Source organism: Advenella mimigardefordensis DPN7, assembly GCF_000521505.1.
In the GTDB taxonomy this organism is placed as follows: Bacteria; Pseudomonadota; Gammaproteobacteria; order Burkholderiales; family Burkholderiaceae_B; genus Advenella; species Advenella mimigardefordensis.
The window spans coordinates 432,671-452,704 of sequence record NZ_CP003915.1 but is presented as its reverse complement, the minus strand read 5'-3'; the positions used below and the strand labels follow the sequence as shown (position 1 = coordinate 452,704).

Annotated in this window: 18 protein-coding genes; 7 read left to right on the top strand and 11 right to left on the bottom strand. The window is 56.6% G+C overall.

What is annotated here, in order from left to right; all coding sequences use genetic code 11:
- Positions 1-108: 108 nt before the first annotated feature.
- The 3 genes from MIM_RS02055 to MIM_RS02045 all read right to left on the bottom strand — a co-directional run bounded on the left by MIM_RS02055 (position 109) and on the right by MIM_RS02045 (position 3,804).
- Complete coding sequence (locus MIM_RS02055; RefSeq protein ID WP_025371100.1) at positions 109-1,164, bottom strand: NAD(P)H-dependent flavin oxidoreductase; 1,056 nt, start codon at positions 1,162-1,164, stop codon at positions 109-111.
- Positions 1,165-1,425: 261 nt separating this feature from the next.
- Entirely contained in the window at positions 1,426-3,213 is a 1,788-nt protein-coding gene (gene ggt, locus MIM_RS02050) for a gamma-glutamyltransferase (RefSeq protein WP_025371099.1), read from the bottom strand.
- Between the two features lie 201 nt (positions 3,214-3,414).
- Positions 3,415-3,804, bottom strand: a complete 390-nt coding sequence (locus tag MIM_RS02045; protein ID WP_025371098.1) for an RNA-binding S4 domain-containing protein — start codon at positions 3,802-3,804, stop codon at positions 3,415-3,417.
- 235 nt (positions 3,805-4,039) lie between these two features.
- Here MIM_RS02045 and MIM_RS02040 point away from each other — a divergent pair, with 235 nt between their 5' ends.
- Both MIM_RS02040 and MIM_RS02035 read left to right on the top strand, forming a co-directional pair.
- Positions 4,040-4,543 carry a CreA family protein gene (locus MIM_RS02040; protein WP_052342259.1) on the top strand — a complete coding sequence of 168 codons (504 nt, stop codon included), beginning with the start codon at positions 4,040-4,042 and terminating at the stop codon, positions 4,541-4,543.
- A gap of 41 nt (positions 4,544-4,584) precedes the next feature.
- On the top strand, positions 4,585-5,370 hold the full coding sequence (locus MIM_RS02035) for a DUF3025 domain-containing protein (RefSeq protein WP_042069857.1): 786 nt from the start codon (positions 4,585-4,587) through the stop codon (positions 5,368-5,370).
- A gap of 63 nt (positions 5,371-5,433) precedes the next feature.
- Here the strand turns inward: MIM_RS02035 and MIM_RS02030 are convergent, their stop codons facing one another.
- From MIM_RS02030 to MIM_RS02010, 5 genes are all read right to left on the bottom strand, one after another.
- Positions 5,434-6,261 (bottom strand): sulfite exporter TauE/SafE family protein, encoded by an 828-nt coding sequence (locus tag MIM_RS02030; protein ID WP_144084572.1) that lies wholly within the window; start codon positions 6,259-6,261, stop codon positions 5,434-5,436.
- An 85-nt stretch (positions 6,262-6,346) separates the two neighbouring features.
- Positions 6,347-7,114: an ABC transporter ATP-binding protein gene (locus MIM_RS02025; RefSeq protein ID WP_025371094.1), complete on the bottom strand. Its 768-nt coding sequence runs from the start codon at positions 7,112-7,114 to the stop codon at positions 6,347-6,349.
- A 7-nt stretch (positions 7,115-7,121) separates the two neighbouring features.
- Positions 7,122-7,856, bottom strand: a complete 735-nt coding sequence (gene hisM / locus MIM_RS02020) for a histidine ABC transporter permease HisM (protein ID WP_025371093.1) — start codon at positions 7,854-7,856, stop codon at positions 7,122-7,124.
- Positions 7,853-8,542, bottom strand: coding sequence for an ABC transporter permease (locus MIM_RS02015; protein ID WP_025371092.1), 690 nt, complete (start codon positions 8,540-8,542; stop codon positions 7,853-7,855). The genes hisM and MIM_RS02015 overlap by 4 nt, the downstream gene beginning before the upstream one ends.
- Positions 8,543-8,544: 2 nt before the next feature.
- Positions 8,545-9,351, bottom strand: coding sequence for a transporter substrate-binding domain-containing protein (locus tag MIM_RS02010; protein WP_025371091.1), 807 nt, complete (start codon positions 9,349-9,351; stop codon positions 8,545-8,547).
- A gap of 253 nt (positions 9,352-9,604) precedes the next feature.
- On the opposite strand from MIM_RS02010, the gene MIM_RS02005 reads away from it, so the two are divergent.
- The 4 genes from MIM_RS02005 (at position 9,605) to MIM_RS01985 (ending at position 14,301) form a co-directional block, all read left to right on the top strand.
- Entirely contained in the window at positions 9,605-10,216 is a 612-nt protein-coding gene (locus tag MIM_RS02005) for a GNAT family N-acetyltransferase (RefSeq protein ID WP_025371090.1), read from the top strand.
- Positions 10,217-10,374: 158 nt separating this feature from the next.
- The gene (locus MIM_RS02000) at positions 10,375-11,286 is read left to right on the top strand and encodes a lysine exporter LysO family protein (RefSeq protein WP_025371089.1); all 912 of its coding nucleotides are present in this window, start codon (positions 10,375-10,377) and stop codon (positions 11,284-11,286) included.
- 566 nt (positions 11,287-11,852) lie between these two features.
- Positions 11,853-12,587 carry a glutathione peroxidase gene (locus MIM_RS01995; protein ID WP_025371088.1) on the top strand — a complete coding sequence of 245 codons (735 nt, stop codon included), beginning with the start codon at positions 11,853-11,855 and terminating at the stop codon, positions 12,585-12,587.
- A gap of 265 nt (positions 12,588-12,852) precedes the next feature.
- The gene (locus tag MIM_RS01985; RefSeq protein WP_025371087.1) at positions 12,853-14,301 is read left to right on the top strand and encodes a dihydrolipoyl dehydrogenase; all 1,449 of its coding nucleotides are present in this window, start codon (positions 12,853-12,855) and stop codon (positions 14,299-14,301) included.
- Between the two features lie 159 nt (positions 14,302-14,460).
- Here MIM_RS01985 and MIM_RS01980 read toward each other — a convergent pair whose 3' ends face one another.
- The 3 genes from MIM_RS01980 to MIM_RS01970 form a co-directional block, all read right to left on the bottom strand.
- A complete protein-coding gene (locus tag MIM_RS01980) occupies positions 14,461-15,486 on the bottom strand; it encodes an ABC transporter ATP-binding protein (protein WP_025371086.1) in 1,026 nt (341 codons plus the stop codon).
- Positions 15,474-17,183, bottom strand: coding sequence for an ABC transporter permease (locus tag MIM_RS01975; protein ID WP_025371085.1), 1,710 nt, complete (start codon positions 17,181-17,183; stop codon positions 15,474-15,476). The genes MIM_RS01980 and MIM_RS01975 overlap by 13 nt, the downstream gene beginning before the upstream one ends.
- A 292-nt stretch (positions 17,184-17,475) precedes the next feature.
- Positions 17,476-18,447 carry an ABC transporter substrate-binding protein gene (locus MIM_RS01970; protein ID WP_025371084.1) on the bottom strand — a complete coding sequence of 324 codons (972 nt, stop codon included), beginning with the start codon at positions 18,445-18,447 and terminating at the stop codon, positions 17,476-17,478.
- Positions 18,448-18,702: 255 nt separating this feature from the next.
- On the opposite strand from MIM_RS01970, the gene MIM_RS01965 reads away from it, so the two are divergent.
- On the top strand, positions 18,703-20,025 hold the full coding sequence (locus MIM_RS01965; RefSeq protein ID WP_025371083.1) for a sulfite oxidase: 1,323 nt from the start codon (positions 18,703-18,705) through the stop codon (positions 20,023-20,025).
- The last annotated feature ends 9 nt before the right edge of the window (positions 20,026-20,034 follow it).

The following is a 20,034-nucleotide window of genomic DNA, read 5'->3' as shown; positions in this document are numbered from 1 at the left end:
CGATCTGCACTGTGTCATCTTCAACCGCCGATACGGGGCCACATCACGTGACCCTGCCCGTATGCGCCGCAAGACAGCCCCGTTTGCAGCACCATGAGGCCTGCCGGCTTACCAGCCCGCTTCCGTGACCAGCGTCTGCACCATTTGCGCTGCCGGCATGGGTCGGGCCAGCGCTGCGGCCTGCCCGGCCCATTGGGCTGCAAAATCAGTGTTACCTTTGGCAGTGGCGGCGGCATTCAGTGCCTTGGCCGCATCATAGGTCATGGAATAGCCTGGGGTGGGCGGACGGGCGCTGGCCGGTTCGTCAACATATAAGCGGTTATGCAAACCGCGTGCGGCGCGCCCCGACAGCGTTGTCGTCACACGCGTGTCATACGCGCGATCACTCTGCAACGCTTCACGGTACGCGGCATTGGCCGCCGATTCCGGACACAGTACAAACGCCGTGCCACATTGCACGCCCGCGGCGCCCAGGGCCTGCGCAGCCTTGATCGCTGCACCGTCCATAATGCCGCCGGCAGCCACCACCGGTAAAGCAGATTGCGTCGCCAGCAGATGCACCAGGGCAAACGTTCCGTACTCGGCGTCGCCGTTTTCCGGGTCGAACACGCCACGGTGCCCTCCGGCCTCGTACCCCTGCGCCACCAGCACATCAATGCCCGCGGCTTCGATCTGCCGGGCCTCGGCCGGCGTGGTGGCACTGGCCATCAGGACAATGCCGGCGTTTTTCAGGGCGTCAATGTATTCCTGCGACGGCAGACCGAAATGGAAACTGACCACCGCCGGGCGGGTTTCCAGCACCAGTTCCAGCATATCCGCGTAACCTGGAAAGGGTCGGTAGATATCCCTGAGTTCGGCTGGTGGTGTGGCACCGAACTCTTCGAACATGGGACGCAGATAATCCAGCCAGGCCTGATTGGCCGCCTGATTGGGCGTAGTTGGCTGATGACAGAAGAAATTGATATTGATCGGCTTGCGCGTCAGGCGCTGGGTTTCGCTGATCATGCTGCGTGCCTGATCCAGCGAGGCCGAGGCCAGCCCCAGAGAGCCGAGGGCACCGGCCTCGGATACGGCAGCGGCCAGTGCCGGCGTAGAAACGCCCGCCATTGGTGCCTGAATTAATGGATAGTCTATGTTCAATAACTGGACAAGTGATTTGCTCATAACATTCCCTTTTTGCGTGACTACATTGGCCCCGACCGGGCTGAATGCAGCAACAGCACGGCTCAGTCCATGCAGCACTTCACGATGTCCGACATCAGGTTTGCCCCCATCATACCAAAGCAACCGAGTGGGTTTGCTCTTGTCATACCTCTCGTTGGGGTTTTGATTGCCGCCTGTTGATCCCTGACTGTGCAAGCCAAGCGCCCAATAAAAACGGCCTGCAACAGGCGCAGGCCGTTTTACTGTTGTACACCCCTGAGGTCAATATCCCAGCGTGACGCCATCCGGGTTACGCGGATCAGAGTAACCATACATCATATTGTCGCGAATCTGTATGGTTTGCGTGCGGCCCATGGTGGGTTTAACAACCACCTTGTAGCCCTGCTTCTTGAGCAGATCGACGGTATCGGGGCTGAATCCGGGCTCCAGCCGCAGTTCATCTGGCAACCACTGGTGGTGGAAACGTGGCTGGGCAGCAGCAACCGCCGGGTTCATGCCAAAATCAATACTGTTGGTGAGGGTTTGCAGCACAGTTGTGATAATGCGCGCGCCGCCGGGGCTACCGGTTACCAGCCAGGGTTTGTTGTCCTTGAGCACCATGGTCGGGGTCATGGACGACAGTGGCCGCTTGCCGGGTTCAATGGCATTGGCATCGCCCCCGATCAGGCCGAAGGCATTGGGCACACCGGGTTTTGAAGAGAAGTCATCCATTTCGTTGTTCAACAGAATGCCGGTATTGCCCGCTACGATGCCGCTACCGAAATTCAGATTGAGCGTATAGGTAACGGCAACGGCATTGCCTTCCTTGTCTACCACGGAATAGTGCGTTGTCTGATCGCTTTCATATTTTTGCGGTGCGCCAGGCTTGATGTCTTTGGAGGGGGTGACTTTGTCTTCTGCCACCAGCTTGGCCAGATCGTCAGCATAGGATTTGGCAATCAGGCCTTTCTGTGGCACCTTCACAAAATCCGTATCGCCCAGGTATTCGGAACGGTCCGCATAGGCGCGCTTCATGGTTTCGGCCATCAGGCGAATGGTTTTCGCACTGTTCGGGCCTGATTCGTTCAGCGGGAAGTGTTCCAGTACATTCAACATCTGAATGATATGGATACCGCCTGAACTTGGCGGCGGCATGGACACGACCTTGTAGCCACGATATTCACCGGCAACCGGTTCGCGCTCCACCACTTTATAGTTGGCCAGATCCTCTTTACTGATCAGCCCCTGGTGCTTGCTCATTTCCTGAACGATTTGCTCGGCAATGGCCCCTTTATAAAACGCATCGCTGCCCTGCTCGGCAATCAGTTTCATGGAGGCCGCCAGATCTTTCATGACCAGTGGGTCGCCCGCTTTGAGCGGCTCATCATCCTTGAAGAAAATGGCCTTGGTGGTGTCCCACTTGCCCAGATTGTCTTTTTCAACCGCCAGCGCTTCGGCCAGCGTTGGGCTGACCGGATAGCCTTTCTCGGCCAGGGCAATGGCTGGCTGGATCACATCGGCCAGCGGCAGGGTGCCCCATTTTTTCAGGGCGTGTTCCATACCCTTGACGGTACCCGGGACGCCAACAGCGAAGTGGGTATACAGCGATTTATTGTTGATGACCTGACCCTTATCGTCCAGATACATGTCACGGCCGGCCTTGGCAGGGGCCATTTCACGAAAATCAAGCGCAATGGTTTTGCCCGATTTCGCCTCGTGCACCATCATGAATCCGCCACCACCCAGATTGCCCGCATTGGGTAATGCCACGGCCAGGGCAAAGCCCACGGCCACCGCCGCGTCTATCGCATTACCGCCTTTTTTGAGGATTTCCAGTCCGATTTCGGAAGCCAGCCGCTGTTCAGACGCCACCATGCCATTTGTAGCGCTGACCGGATGGAAGATATCCATGTCATAGTCATACTTGATGGTAGGCGGTGCGGGCAGATTGACGGTGCTCGCGGCAGCAGGCACCTCCTGCGCCGTGACCTGCGAGACGCCCAGCGCCAGCGCCACACTGACGCAGAGTGCCGACAGTGCAAGCCGGCTTGCTTTTGTATCAAACAACATGTCTGTACTCCTCGGTTTTTTTAGGTGTGTAACCTGAACAACCTGAGAAAATTCCCGTTGTAAAGGCTGAGTGTCAATGAATTGAACACGATTGTAAAATCATCTGCAACAAATTGATAGGTGTAGGCACGCGTGTTTAACCCCTTATTACAATCTGATTTCATTGTGCAGGCCAATTTCCCAGGCTATATTGAGCACCACTTACCAGTCGCCCCCCTTTTTCACCAGATCCAGCTGGCGGCGATCCCGCTTGGTAGGACGACCATGCTCAAACCCAAGAGCAGGTTCGCTGGCCAGCCGCCGCTGTTCCTGCGCAGCCTCGCGCGCCAGGCGACTGGCTTCAGTCTCTTCATAAAGCGTGCGTGCCACGGGCGCCGGTCCGCGGACAGCAGATAAGGCCAGTACCTGAACCGTGATGGTGGTTTGATCACGCCGAACCGCAACCTGATCTCCCAGGCTCACTTCACGGGCCGGCTTGACCGGCTGGTCGTTGATCAGCACGCGGCCTTTGCCGATTTCCGTAGCCGCCAACGAGCGCGTTTTGTAAAAACGCGCAGCCCAGAGCCATTTATCAATACGTAGTTTTTCCATAGAATAATAGGGTAAGCGGTTCTGCCAAGGACAATTCAATACGGGCGGACAGTGGCATTTCAACCGTGGCATTTCGTTGCCACTGCGACAGCCTGCCAAACTATTGTAGTCTCATTTGGCGACGGCCGTACCCGCGATTTTCACCTACCTACACCAGTGGTGTCCGGGCACTGTCCCGGCGCGATCAATTGGGTGTACACTCGTTGCCGACATTCAACTTATTCCCTTAGAGATCATGACCATCATGAAACGATTCTGCTTCGCACTTGCGGCGTGCGCCGCGCTCTTTAGCGTCTCTGCCCCAGCCTCTGCTGCCTCCGACGTTGGCTGCGTCAGCACCACCTGGCGTATTGTCAACAATGACAAGGTCTGTGTGCAATCGTTCAACGATCCACAGGTCGAAGGCGTCACCTGCCATTTGTCCTATGCCAAAACCGGCGGTGTATCGGGTGCCCTGGGGCTGGCCGAAAACCCTTCGCGTTTTTCCCTGTCATGCCGCCAGACCGGGCCGCTGAAAACCGAACAGCCTTTACGCAAGGTTCAGGAAGACGTGTTTACCCAGCGCATGAGCTTTCTGTTCAAAGGCCTGAATGTCTCGCGTCTGGTTGATGAAGCGAATAAATCCCTGATCTATCTGGTGGTCAGCGAAAAACTGATCGACGGCTCACCATACAACAGCATTTCAGTGGTGCCGCTCATGCCCTGGGGAGAGACCGAACCGGCCATCACCTTCAAATAAATCGCGCAAGACAGGCAATTTAGGATGCAGGGCCTCGTGACATGATTGTTGAAGTACTTTCCGGACTGGACACCACAAGGCCATGGTGGTCGCCTTTACACACCTGGCTGCCAGGTCAGGCGTACTGGGACGCAGCGGTGCTGGCAGCGACCGGTGTCACGTCTTGTGTGGCGGTAGCGCCGTTGCTCAATGCGCTGGCGCCGCCTGCCTGCCCGGTCCGCTTTACCAGCCAGTCTGCACTGCCTGCTGGCGTAGCCTATGAAGCCTTTATCGGACAGCACAAGGCATGCCCAACCCGGGACAATGTGCATGATTTCTTCAACGGCCTGAGCTGGTTTCGTTTTCCGAAGGTAAAAACCCTGTTCAACCACATTCAGTGTCAACAGATCGCACATCAGGGTGTGGGGCAGCAGCGCGGTGTCGTTCGCGATACCATCACCCTGCTCGACGAAGGCGGTCTTTTTCTGCAGGCGCCCCCCGCCTTATGGGAGGCGATCGAGCAAAGAGACTGGCAGCGCGCTTTTATACGGGAACGCGCCTTGTGGCAGCAAACGCATATCGCTATTGTCGGCCATGCCTTGCTGGAAAAATGCGTAAACCCGTACAAGGCCATTACAGCAAATGTGATACGCATTCCTTCGGATACGCCCGCTGTTGATGTTGATACCGTCATGGCACAAACACTGGAAAAGCTTCTGACCCAGGAACAATTGCAGGTCAAGCCACACTGCCCCCTGCCCGTCATGGGTATTCCGGGCTGGGACGCCGCCAGCGAAAACCCGGCGTTCTATGACGACCCACAGGTGTTTCGCACCGCGCGCCGCTAGCCGATCTTATTGTTTTTGCAAACCACGGCGGCCAGCGCTGCACGGCTCGGCGCGGGGCGGCAGTTACCCGCCAAGTACGCCGAATTGCTGCAGCGCCTTGAACAGCATATAGGCCGCCAGCGCAAACAACAGGCCGGCAAACACCTTGCGCAGTTTGTCCACAGGCAGGGTATGCGCCATACGTGCGCCGACCGGCGCCATTAATACACTCATGATCACCAGCAGTATCAGGGCCGGCCAGTACACATAGCCGAGCATCCCATCGTGCACGCCAACCTCGCGTATACCGGACAAGATATATCCAAAGCTATTGGACAATGCGATGGGAAACCCCAGTGCTGCAGAGGTCGCAACCGCATTGCGCAGCGGCACATTGCACCAGACCATGAAAGGCACCGACAGGAATCCGCCCCCGGCGCCGACCAGACCTGAAATAAAGCCAATGCCGGTACCGGCGGCCGTACGCCCCACCATGCCGGGCAGTTGCCGGGAGGGTTTCGGCTTTTTATTGCGCAACATATTCATGCCGGAGTAGCCGACGAACAACGCAAAAAACAGCGAGAGCGCTGCGCCATGCAAATAGGCAAACACCGCACCGCCCGAGAGCAAGCCGCCGAGCAGGATCCCCGGCGCCAGCGTAAAGACCACCGACCACAGGACAGCGCCCTGGCGATGGTGGGCTCGCATACTGGAGATCGATGTAAATAGGATCATCCCCATACTGGTGGCGATGGCCGAATGCACTGCCAGGTCAGGTGACATCAGGGAAGTACCAAACAGCAGAGTCAGAAAAGGCACCAGTACCATGCCGCCGCCAACGCCAAGCAGTCCTGCCATGAAGCCGCCGAAGGCGCCCAGACACAACAAGGCAATGATCGTCAACGTGGTCACAGGCCGCCTCGTGGGAGGGTGCGCACCGACAGGAATAGCGGGACAACCGCAAAAACACGCCGGGTAACGGCGCAGCGGCCCGGCATTACTTGAGGTTTCCGGACAAAAACTGCTGCAGACGCGGACTGCGCGTGTTGCCAAAGACCTCATTTGGCGGACCTTCTTCTTCGACTGTTCCCTGATGCAGGAACATGACGTGGCTGGCCAGGTTGCGGGCAAAGCCCATTTCATGGGTTACCACAATCATGGTTCGCCCTTCTTCGGCCAGTTTCTGCATGACCCGCAGTACCTCGCCGACCAGTTCGGGATCGAGTGCAGACGTGGGCTCGTCAAACAGCATCACTTCAGGTTCCATGGCCAGCGCCCGGGCAATCGCAACGCGCTGCTGCTGGCCGCCGGACATCTGGGACGGATACTGGTTTTCCACTGCGGGTGGCAGGCCTACCTTGTTCAGGTACTGGCGTGCGCGCTCAATGGCCTCGGCCCTGGGTACGCCCAGCACATGAATAGGCGCTTCAATGATGTTTTCCAGCGCCGTCATGTGCGCCCACAAGTTGAAGTGCTGGAACACCATGGCCAGCTTGGTGCGAAAGACCTGCAGGCGCTTTTCATCTGACACGCGCAAGCGTCCCCTGGCGTCTTTGCTCACAGTGAGGGTTTCGCCATTAAGGGAAACGGTTCCGCTATTGGGCTGTTCCAGAAAATTGATACAGCGCAGAAAGGTACTTTTACCGGAACCGCTGGAGCCGATCATGGCAATCACGTCACCGGCCTTTGCCTGCAGCGAAACGCCCTTTAATACTTCGTTTTGTCCGTAGGACTTGCAGATGTTCTGAACATCGAGTTTATACATAACGATCCTAGTGTTGGCTGTGGCCCAGAAAGCCCAGCGTTCTCTTTTCCAGCCTGCGGAACAGTGCCACGAGAACAAATGAGATACACATATACATGACGGCTGCCGTACCATAAGCAGCAAAGGTCAGATAGGTGGCGGCATTGGCATCGCGCGCCACCTTCAGAATGTCCGGCACCGTGGCGGTAAAGGCCAGTGAGGTGGCATGCAGCATGAGAATGACTTCATTGCTATAGGCCGGCAACGCCCGGCGCAGCGCCGAGGGCAAAATTACACGCGTATACATTTTATACCGGGACATGCCGAAAGCGCGCGCTGCATCCAGTTCCCCATGCGCACTGTTTTTGATATAGCCGGCAAAAATCTCGGTGGTGTAGGCCAGGGTGTTGAGCATCAGGGCCAGCACCAGACAATTGTAGCCGCTCATGAAAAAAGCCTGCAGTGGCGGCGTGTCGCGCACGAACTGCAGACCGATGACGCCGCTGTAAATCAGCAGAATCTGCACATACAACGGCGTGCCACGAAAGACGTAGCTGAAAAACCAGATTGGCCAGGCGATCCAGCGATTTTTTGACACCCTGCCCACTGACAGCGGAATGGCCAGCACCAGGCCCAGGAGCAGCGAGAGCACCAGCACCCATAGCGTGACGGCCAGCCCGGAAAAGGCCGTACCATCCCAGAACAGCAGCGGCTGCCAATAGTCGTTCAGAATGGTGAGAAAATTATTGAGCGACTCGATCATAGCTGCGCCTCTCGTACACCTGCGGAATACTTGCGTTCCAGCCACCAAAGAACAATGTTGGACACGCTGGTGAGCACCAGATAAATGACCCCGGCCACACAAATGAACAGAAACATGGACGAGGTGGCCCGTCCGGCACTTTGGGTTACCTGAACCAGATCGGTCAGCCCGATAATGGACACCAGGGCGGTGGCCTTGAGCACGACCTGCCAGTTATTGCCGATGCCCGGCAGCGCAAAACGCATCATTTGCGGAAACAGTACGCGCCGAAACACCTGGCCGCTGCGCATGCCATAGGCACGTGCCGCCTCCAGCTGCCCACGCGGCACAGCAAGGAAAGCACCGCGAAAGGTTTCTGCAAAATAGGCACCATAGATGAAACCGATGGTCAGCACGCCGGCATAGAACGGATCGATGTCGACCACCTCCATGCCCAGCATATCGGTGATTTCATTGAGCCCCATCTGGATACTGAAAAAAATAAGCAACATCAGCACCAGATCGGGCACGCCGCGGATCAGCGTGGTGTAGGCACGGGCGATGCCCCGCAATACACCGTTGCCGAACAATTTGGCGCTGGCGCCCAGCAGGCCCAGCACGAATGCCACCAGCAGGGACAGCAAAGCAAGTTTGACGGTTTCCCAGGTTCCGCTCAGAATCTGGGCACCATATCCGTGGAGAAACATGCTTATTGCTTCACGTTTTTCAGATCAACTTCGCCTGGTTTGAAATATTTACCGGCGATGGTGGCAATGGTACCGTCCTGCTGCAATTCATTCAGCGCCTTATCAACGGCCTGCTTGAGATCGCTATCGGATTTGCGCATGCCAATGGCGATTTCACCGGTTAATGCCTTGTCATCTGTGATGGGATCTCCCAGGAAGGCAAAGTTGCTGCCTTCAGGTTTGCTCAGGAACCCGCTCTGACCGTTGGGTTTTTCAATAATGGCTGCGTCCAGGCGACCCGATGCGAGATCGGCAAAAGTCTGATTCTGGTCCTGATAGGAAACAATTTGCACGCCCTGAGTACCCCATCGCTGCTTGGCATAGGTTTCCTGCGTACTGCCCTGCAGCGTCCCGACGCGCTTGCCCTTGAGCGATTCGGCCGTCGGCAGCAGGCCGCTGTCCTTACGCGCCATCAGTTGCGTGGGAATACCATAAATGGGCTGGCTGAACAAAATCACTTTTTCACGCTGCGGGGTGATCTGCATGCTTGAATGAATCAGCGTGATCTTGCGTGCGGCCAGCGCCGGGATCAGACTATCGAAAGACTGCTCCACCCATTCGCATTTGGCCTGCAGTTTGGCGCAGATCCCGGTCATCACCTCGGCATCGAACCCGACGATTTCGCCTTTGGCGTTTTTGTATTCGAAAGGTGCATAGCCGGGCTCAATGCCGATTTTGAGTTCTTTCCACTCGCCAGCCTGCGCTGTTGCGCCAAAACCGGCAGACAGGCCCACTGTGACAGCGAGCAGCCAATTTTTCATATTCATCATCTTTTCACTTCCTGAATTTCATCTTGCAGGGAAAGCCGTACAAGGGTGCAGTTTCATAGCGAGAACCCGCCCCCACGGTTCCTGAATTCGAAATAGTACTGATTTGTGAACCGTCTGACCACTAGGGATCACCTCTAGCGCAAATTTTTGTCGTGACCTGTTTCCCCGGGGCAGTGATTCAAAGAACATTTACGCGCGCCGCTTATTCTTTATAATGCTATCTTTTGACCTTTGGTCTGCGCTGGATTTCCCTATGATCACTCCTTTTCCCAAACCTCTGGCACCTATTCAGCTTGAAGGACACGGCCTCGTGCTGCAACCCATGCGTCTTGCCCATGCAGAGGGCCTGCGCAATGCGGCGGCCGACGGGCAACTGTGGAATCTCACGTTTACGTCAGTCCCGGAACCCGGCCAGGAAACGGCGTATATAGAAGCGGCGCTCAAGGGACAGCAGGAAGGCCACATGCTGCCGTTCGTGGTGCTGGACGCCAAAACCCGCAAAATCATTGGCACCACCCGCTATCACGACATTGTGCCCGAGATTGCCCGGCTTGAAATCGGCTATACCTGGTACGGTCAATCCTGGCAGCGCACCCATGTTAATACGGTCTGCAAATATCTCCTGCTGTTTTATGCCTTTGAATCGCTCAAGGCCAATGTGGTTGGCTGGCGTACAGACAATCTGAACCAGCGCTCCCAGAATGCGATTGAACGTCTGGGTGCCAAAAAAGACGGCGTGCTGCGTGGCCACGCCCTGCGTCGTGACGGCACGGTGCGGGACACCCATATGTATAGCGTCACGCAGGAAGAATGGCCGGACATTAAACAGCGCCTTAAGGAAAAACTGCCGGGCAATCGCTCCTGAGTGATCGTGCCCGGCCAGGCTGATCGTTATGTCCGGCTAATCGTTATGTCCGGCTAATCGTTATGTCCGGCTAATCGTTAACGCCGCCTTAACCCCGCGTTCATCCGTCTCATTGGCGGCGCCGGCGCGCCGCACACTCCGTTTCTCGTTGCTTTGTCATGACCTCTTTGCTGCTATCGCTATTTCCCATCGCCGCCTGGTTGCTGGCCGGCTACATCCTTGGCTATTTGCTGTCGCCCCGCATTGTGTCAATGCTGTCGCGCGCCATCACACCATTCGTCTGGATCATGCTGTTTGCCATTGGCTATCGCTTCGGGCAGCAACTGTCGGCCATGCACCAGGTGGTGCTGATTCTGCAAACCGCGCTCCTTTACTCGGTGGGCATTACATTACTGTGCTCGCTGGTATTGCTGGTGCTATTTCGCCCGAACGTGCGCACACAGGCGACGCAACATGATCTGGGGATCATGCACGTGATCTGCGAATGCGGTATCGCACTGGCATTTTTGCTGGCCGGCCTGGGACTGGCGATGCTCACGGCGCACTGGGACATTGCCGTCCCGGTGCCGGACTCTGAGTTTTTTCTGTACATCCTGCTGTTTCTGATCGGCACCGATCTGGCGCACACGCCCTTGCAGCGCAATGCCATCCGCCCTGCCATGTTCACCGTACCATTGGTCGTTGCCATGGTTTCCCTGCTGGCTGGCGCCCTGATCGCCTGGGCCACCGACACCGACATCCGTCATGGCCTGCTATTGGCCAGCGGATTTGGCTGGTTTTCCCTGTCGGGCGTGCTGGTCACCGCCAGACTCGGTGAGTTTTATGGTGCGACTGCCCTGCTCACCGATCTGTTTCGCGAACTGCTATCCATCATCGTGCTGTTCTTTGCCGGCGCCCGCTATCCCTTGGCGGGCATCGGCGCGGCAGGCGCCACCGCCATGGACACCACTTTGCCCATTGTGCGCAAAACGACTGGCGCGTCATTTCTGGTCACCGCTCTTTTTTCCGGGATGGTACTCAGCCTTGCTGCTCCCTTCCTGCTCAGCTACGTGCTTTCGTTGTTTGACTAATTATGCTATAATCGTCATTTAACTAACGTTAACTTATTGTTAAATTCTTTTAAGCTCTGTTAATTTACGTTATTTGATCAGTGGTTCAAATCAAACGATTCGAATCAAATGGTTCAAGCAACGTTAATTCAAACAACCTCATTGTGACATGAGGCTATTTAAGCCTCATCGGATGCACCCGCAGCCAAAAGCGTCAGCTCAACACGTGTAAATCCCCGGCACCGGCCGCTATATACTTACGTTATAGGCTTATTTTCATAGGCCCCTGTTTCCAACAAGCCTCTCCTTAATAATCGCGCTGCCGTTCTTCGCACAAAATGTCGCACCAACACTGGCATTACAGACGTGCGATCCTTGCCAGAAGTCAACGCAGTGGCCGGTTTCGATTTCACCAGTCGATGCATTTTGTTTTTAACTATCGACAATATAAATATAATAAATTTTACTAATAACAATCCATTCAGTACAATGGATACATCTGATGAAACACCGCTGTGTTATCAAGGTTTAACAGCCATCAGCCTGTTTTCATCCCGTTTTTGTTTCACTCAATAAAGGAACCCAATATGTTGCAGAATAAAGAAGGTCAACGCGTCCCATCCGTTACATTCCCCGTACGCTCTGGCGATGCCTGGGAAAAAGTGTCTACCGACGACCTTTTCAAAGGTAAAACTGTTGTTGTCTTTTCACTGCCTGGCGCATTTACGCCAACATGCTCATCCACTCACCTGCCACGCTATAACGAACTGGCCGGAGCGTTCAAGGAACGCGGTGTTGACGAGATCGTCTGCGTATCTGTAAACGATACCTTCGTGATGAACGAATGGAAATCACAACAGGAAGCCGACAATATCACGGTCATCCCTGATGGCAACTGCGAATTCACTGAAGGCATGGGTATGCTGGTAGACAAAGCTGATCTGGGTTTTGGCAAACGCTCTTGGCGCTATTCAATGCTGGTCAAAGACGGCGTCATTGAAAAAATGTTCATCGAGCCAGAGAAAGAAGGCGATCCGTTTGAAGTGTCTGACGCCGATACAATGATTCACTATATCGACAAAGACTACCAGGACAAACCTTCAATTGTCATGTTCACCAAACCTGGTTGCGGCTACTGCGCCAAAGCCAAAGCATTGTTGAAAGAAAAAGACCTGCCGTTTGAAGAAGTGGTTCTGGGCAAAGACGCCAGCACCGTGGCCATTCGTGCCATCACCGGTAAAACCAGCACGCCGCAGATTTTCATTGGCGGCGAGTATATTGGCGGCAGCGACGAACTGGCAGCACATTTCGCCGGCAAGTAAGACGGTTGTTGCAGAGGGGACAGCAGATCACACGGCCAGGTAACGCATCAAAAGCCTGGCGATCTGCCCCGGCCTGCCGGCACCATGCCGGCAGACAGCAACTGCATTGCTTTCGCGGCATGTCATTGCAACGTTACCATCGCAATCACAAAGCCGATATGTCGGCAGCGGGCGCACCCTTGGTGCTGCCGCTGCTTTTTTTCGCCCGTAAACCGGTAGAATCAGAACCGGTTGCGTCAAAAACACCAAATATCAGGGATCGAATATGAAATCAATCAACGCCGATGTCCTTATTCTGGGCGGTGGCACGGCCGGCATGAGCGCTTTTCGCGCCGCCCGCAAATCCACAGACAATGTCTACCTGGTAGAAGACCACAAATTTGGCACCACCTGCGCACGCGTGGGTTGCATGCCATCAAAATTGCTTATCGCCGCCGCGGACGCGGCCCATCATGTGCGCACAGCCGACCAGTTCGGCGTGCATCCCGATGGCGCCCTGCGCATAGACGGCCACGAGGTGATGGCACGCGTACGCGCCGAACGCGACCGCTTCGTTGGCTTCGTACTGGAAGACGTGGCGGCTTTTCCCGCCAGTCAGCGCATTCTTGGCCGTGCACGTTTCAAAAATGAACATGTGGTGGTCGTAGACGATCATACTGAAATCACGGCACAGCGTATTGTGATCGCGACCGGATCGCGTCCTTTTGTCGTGCCTGCCTGGCAGTCGCTGGGAGAACGGCTGATTGTCAATGACGATGTCTTTGCCTGGGAAACGCTGCCTGCCAGTGTGGCCGTCTTCGGCGCGGGCGTGATTGGCCTGGAAATCGGCCAGGCCCTGCATCGCCTGGGCGTAACCGTGCACGTGTTCGGTAAGGACAATCTGCTGGGTGGCATTAGCGATCCGGTTGTGCAGGAAAAAGCACTGGAGATTTTTGGCAAAGAGATGGATCTGCATCTGGACGCCGACACACAGGTCAGTCTGCTGCCCAGCGGCAAGGGCGTAAAGGTGGATTACACGGAGAACGGCGCCAGCGGTTCGGTCACGGTCGATTTTCTGCTGGCTGCCACGGGTCGCAAACCCAATGTAGATAACCTGGGTCTGGAAAACCTGAGCATCGATCTGGACGCACGCGGTGTACCCAAAGCTGACCCGTACACCATGCAAACCAGCGTCCCGCACATTTTCATCGCCGGCGATGCGTCCAATCAGTTGCCACTGCTGCACGAAGCGGCGGACCAGGGCCTGATCGCCGGCAGGAATGCAGGCGCGTTTCCTGATGTGACCGAAGGCCTGCGCCGTTCACAAATCGGTGTGGTCTTCAGTGATCCGCAAATCGCCAGCATTGGCCTGCGCTACCGGGAAGTGACCAGCAAGTTCGACAATTGTGGCTGTTACGCAATTGGCGAAGTGTCCTTCAACAATCAGGGCCGCAGTCGTGTCATGGGCATCAACCAGGGGCATCTGCGTATTTACGCAGAACATGGTAGTGGGCGTTTACTGGGCGCTGAAATGGTCGGACCCGCAGCAGAGCATCTGGCTCACTTGCTGGCCTGGGCGCACCAGCAGAAGATGACCGTTGCCCAAATGCTGGACATGCCGTTCTATCATCCTGTCATTGAAGAAGGTGTGCGCACCGCGTTGCGCGACCTCAGCGCACAATTGCGCCTGGCCGACGATCTGGCCGGTGAATGCGCAGAGTGTCCCGGACAATAATGAGCTCTCCTGGGCGCTCAGTATCTGAATGAATATCTGAGGCATCGCGCCCTGGAGCGATCAACGACCAGTCCCGGTCTATCAAGCCTGATCTCCCGTATAAAAGCGCTGCGGCCGCAAAGCCGCAGCGCATGGGGATCTGGCTACACCTCACCTGCCCTAAAGATCCAGCCCCCAGGCATGTTCAATTTGCACCTGTACCGCTTGTCCATGCTCAAGCAGCCGGGGATGATAGAAGGTCACAGACTGGCCATCGGCCAGATTGGCCATATACTGGTAGCGCTCACCCTTATAGACCCGATGCTGCACGGTCACGTCAATGCCTTCATCTACGACGCTGACGTGTTCGGGCCGCACCAGCATGGCGCCGCGATGCATGGCACCGCTATTGGACAGCAGGTTAAGAATATCGTCGCTTCTCAGGTTCTTGCCATGAACATGGTTGGGTACATCCAGCACCGCCCCCTTGCCAATAAAGGTTGCGACCCAGCGCGAGGCGGGACGGCGATATAAATTTTCCGGCGTATCCCATTGTTCCAGACGACCATGATTCATAACGGCAATCCGGTCGGCCATTGCCATGGCTTCGGCCTGGTCATGCGTGACATAAATGAACGTTGCCCCGGTACGCGCATGAAAGTCGCGAAAGGTGGTTTCCATGGCGGCACGCAAATGCACGTCCAGATTCGCCAGCGGTTCATCCAGCAACACAACGTCCGGATGAGAAACCAGACAGCGTGCCAGCGCCACCCGCTGGCGCTGTCCACCGCTGAGGGCTTGCGGAAAACGATCGGCTAAATGCCCCAGGTTCACTGCCTCAAGCGCTGCAAAAACCTGGTCACGATACGGCTGACCCCGGAGCCCGCGCAACGCCAGCGCATAGCCTGCATTGTCCAGCACCGTTTTGTGAGGCCACAAGGCATACGACTGAAACACCATACTCATATTACGCTGCTCGGGCGCGATATGCTGCTGCGGCGAAGCCAGTAGCCTGTCGTTGAGCACAATGCGCCCTTGATCCAGTTGCTCAAAGCCGGCAATCATTCTCAGGGTCGTGGTTTTACCGCAGCCACTGGGACCAAGCAATGCGACAAACTGCCCTTTCTCTATGGCAAGACTGATGTCGTCGACAACCGCATGCTCGCCATAGTGTTTGCTGATATTTTCCAGGGTTAGTTGCGCCATGGAATCACTCCTCGTGGAACCCGTCTGCCCAGGGCGCTCAGGCAAAGCATCAGAACCAGCACCATCAGTACGATCAGCACCGATACGGCCGAAGCCAGTACTGTTTCACCGCCATCGTCCAGATTGAACACCAGAACACCCAGCGTTTCATTGCCGGCACTCCACAATAGTGCCGACACCGTCAATTCATTGACTGCAATTAAAAAAACCAGCAGCATACCCGCGAAGGCCGCCGGCGCCAGCAGCGGAAAAACGATATCACGCAGCCTGCGTGTCGGCCCGGCCCCGCAAAGTTGTGCAGCTTCTTCCAGTGCCGGGTCAAGCTGCTGCATGCTGCTTTGTATCGGTTTCAGACACACCGCCATGAATCGGGACAAATACGCAAACAGAATCAGCCCCAGCGTGCCATACAGTGACACCTGAATCAGCGGCAGCGGGCGGGCAAACAGCAAAATGCAGGCGACAGCCAGCACCACGCCGGGAAGCGCATAGGGAATATCGATCAGCCCCTGCAAAAAAGCATTGCTGCGCGATGGAAAGCGTACAAACAGGTAGGCAAGGGGCAGACAAAGGCAGGCCAGAATCAGCGCGGCCGCACCGGCCAGCAGGATACTGTTGCCAAAGGCCCGAAAGGTCACGCTCTGCTGAAACAGTATCTGCTCATAAGCCCGCAGGCTGACCGTGTCGAGCGTGAGGGGAACACCCATGGCCGCCACCAGTGAGCTGGAAATCAGGGCGATCAGCGGCACCACAACAATGAGCAGCACCAGCAAAAACAGCGCCAACTCGGCCAGCCAGCGTCGCGACCCAAGGATAAAGGCCAGTGGTCTGCCTGGCATGCCGGTCAGCGGTATGCGCGCGGAAAAATGCTGCTGCGCGACGACACCCACCAGCGCAATCACGCCAATCAGTACCGACAGGCTGGAAACATCGGCCAGCATGGCAGGCCCGAAATCGGCCATTTTCTGATAGATCAGGGTCGGCAATACGTAATAGGACACCGGGATGCCCAGCATGGCTGGAATGCCGAAGTTGCCCAGCGCGGAGACAAAGGCAATCGCGGCACCGGCCGCCAGACCATTGCGGCACAGCGGCAGGATCATATCGCGGACCACATCGCGTTGCGAGGCGCCGGCCATACGGGCCGCTTCAATCAATTCCTTGGGCAGGACAATCAGGCTCCCGCGTACCGCGAGATAGACCAGAGGCGCATGCTGGATGCCCATCAGCATGGCAATACCCCACCAGGAGCGCAGAGGCTGCGGACTGCCCAGCGGCGGCGCCAGATGCAGCATTTGCAGCAGCGGGCTGCCCGGACCGCTTAACTGCAGCCAGCTCAGCGCGGTCACCTGTGGCGGAATCATCATGGGCAGCATGATCATGAAAACCCAGAAGCCTTTGGCTCGAATGTCGGTGAGCACCACCAGTAATGCCAAGCTGGTACCCAGCACCACAGACAGCAGCGTAGCCAGACCTGCCGTCACCAGGCTGTTACCGGTCGCGCGCCAGGTTGATGCGCTACGCAGCATAGACCACATGGCACCGCCATCACCGGCAGGCAGATCGGTCATGGCCATGATCAGCAACCGCGCTGGCGGCAGCAGGGCCAGTATCAGCACCAGACACAACAACACCGGTGTCAGGATAGATGCCGGGTTTTTGCCAAACGGCCGCAAAAAGGAAATAGATGTCGCCATAGTGAAATTCAGGTATGTGGCCGGCTGTCCCGGGCCGCCTGATTTCGAATCGTGTTATATATTAAAAATATCGGGATAAATCGCAGATCCACACTTCTGTGGGTATTGCCCGGCACCGATAGCGTGACGCAGTAACAGGCGCCTGTGCCATTGTACCCACACCCCGTGCCGTGCATGAGGCAGCAAGCAGGACAGCGTCATGGTGCAACGTATCCTGCCACACCCGGGACTGCCCAAACATCCTGTTCGCCCAAACGGGCAGTGTGCTCCCGGACCCTATTGCACAACCTGCTTAACCGCCAAAGATCGTGCTGAATTTTTCCTTGTTCGCATCAGCATTCTGTAGTGCTGCGGCGGCATCAAAAGGCAACAATTTGATCTGATCGCGTGGCGGGAAGCCCGGTGGGTTTTGCATACCGTTGCGACCTGGAATATAACCCTGTTGCAGCACCAGTTCCTGGCCTTGCTGCGACAGCACGAAATCAACGAATTTTTTTGCAGCTTCGGGATTTTTCGCTGACTTCAGAATGGCAACTGGCTCGGTCACCAGACTGACACCTTCTTGTGGAAAAACGAAGGCAATGGGTGCCCCTTTTGCCTTTTCACGAATCGCCATATAGTCGACCAAAATACCATAGGGTTTGCCGCCAGATGTGATATCGGTCAGCACACCGCCATTACCTTTCTGAGACGCCACACCGTTGGCTTTCAGATCTTCGTAGTACTTCCACCCAAAGTCAGGATTGGTGGTCAGTGCCGACAAATGAATCATGGCTGCGCCTGAATACAGCGGGCTCGGCATGGATACCTGGTTTTTATACTCGGGTTTGACCAGATCCTTCCAGGACTGAGGCTTTTGTGCCGCCTGGGTGTTATAGGCGATGCCGGACGTGATCAGCTTGGTGCCATAGTAATAGCCACTAGGGTCATACAGCGCAGGATCATACTGAGCACTTTCCGGCGATTTATAGGCCAGCAACTGGTCTTCTTTTTTCAATTGCTCCAGGGTCACGCTGTCGGCGATCAGCAACAGATCCGGCTTGACGGCACCCGCGTTCATTTCGGCGCGCAATTTGGTCATCAGCTTGGTGGTACCATCGCGCACCCATTCCACTTTTGTGTCCGGATTGGCTTTCTGGAATGCGTCAACGGTCATCTGCGCATCGGTTGCCGGCTGACTCGTATACAGGACCAGCGTATCGGCAACAGCGCCACCGGAAAACGCCAACAGCGCGGCTGCGATTGAGTTTACTGCGACCTTCATGATGACCTCGTTTTTTTAAGCAGGATAATTGGACGATAGTAGAAACTTTATATTTCATGATTGTGACAGTCGGAATAATACCCTGGCATGTCGGGTAACAACGCGCAAAGCCCGGGTATAGGGCATGTAACAACCCGCAACGCCGGCACTTTTTCAGGTTTACAGCAGGCCGATTAATTCATACTATGGAGCCTGTTTTTTTACTGCACCCGCCCGCTTCGGGCTCGCGCACATTGTTCACTCACAGGTCACACCATGCCACGCCACGCCACGGTCAACCCGCAACGACGTACACGGCTGATACAGGCGCTCGCGTTTGCTCTGAGCGCGGCCAGCAACAAGCTCCTCGCTGCACCGGCTGACGCCCGCGCCCCCGCAAGTGATGCAAAGACCAACGCAGCAACAAAAACGCCCTCCACGGCTGCAACGCCACCGTCTCCCGCCACAGCCAGCCCCTCCTCCCCCTTGCCGCCGCCCGCCGAACCGGCGCCGCTGCCCGAGAATCTGGCCTGGAAAGATGCCGACAGCCTGTTGGTACATAACCCGCACGCCATTGAAACGCGCCGCGCAGTGCCTGGCCGCCAGCTCATTACGCCCACAGAATGCCTGTTTGTCCGCGATAACGCCCTGCCGCCGCCTGCGCGGCTACTGGCAGAGGCAGAGCAATGGCCCGTCGCATTCGATGGGGTCGCGCAACCTGATGCCTACACCCTGGCAGAGCTGCAGGCGATGCCCACCCGCACGATCGCCACGGTACTGCAATGCGCCGAAAACGGCCGCGCACTGCAAAGCAATCCAGCCATTGGGACCCAATGGCAAACAGGCGGTGCCGGCTGTGTGATCTGGACGGGTGTACCGTTAACAACCGTTATCCATGAACTGGGAGGGGCTGTGCCCGGCAGCCGTTTTATCACGGCCACGGGTGCCGATAGCCTTCCCGATGGCATCCCATCTGACTTCACCCGGGTTGAGCGTTCGGTGCCCTTATCCGCACTGGACAATGCTCTGCTGGCCTGGACACTCAATGGCGCGCCCATTCCCCTGGTGCATGGCGGCCCGCTACGACTGGTCCTGCCCGGCTATGCCAGTATCAATTACATCAAATATGTCAGACGCATTGCCTTCACTGCCGAAGAATCCAGCGCCCACATTCAGACCGCCGACTTCCGGGTGCCGTTGCGACCAGGCGAACCAAAACTGACCATTCCTGCCTGGCGGCTCCCCGTCAAATCCTGGATCACCGAGCCGCTGGGTATGGACGCTCCTGTCAAGGCCGGTGCCGTGCCGATCCGGGGTGTCGCAATGGGCGGCGCCTCTGCGGTCACCCACATCGAGGTCAGCGCTGACGGCGGCGCCACCTGGCATGCTGCCCGGTTCACCGGCAGCGATCTGGGCCCGTTCGCCTGGCGTCTGTTCGACATTTCGCTCCATTTGCCACCAGGTCCGGTCAAACTGGCGTGCCGCGCGACCAATGCAGCCGGACAGCAACAGCCCGAGCTCACCACAGACAACACCGGGTATTTTGTTAACGGCTGGCGCGAACACCAAATCAGCCTGACTGTTGCCCCTGCAGGATAAAACACCACT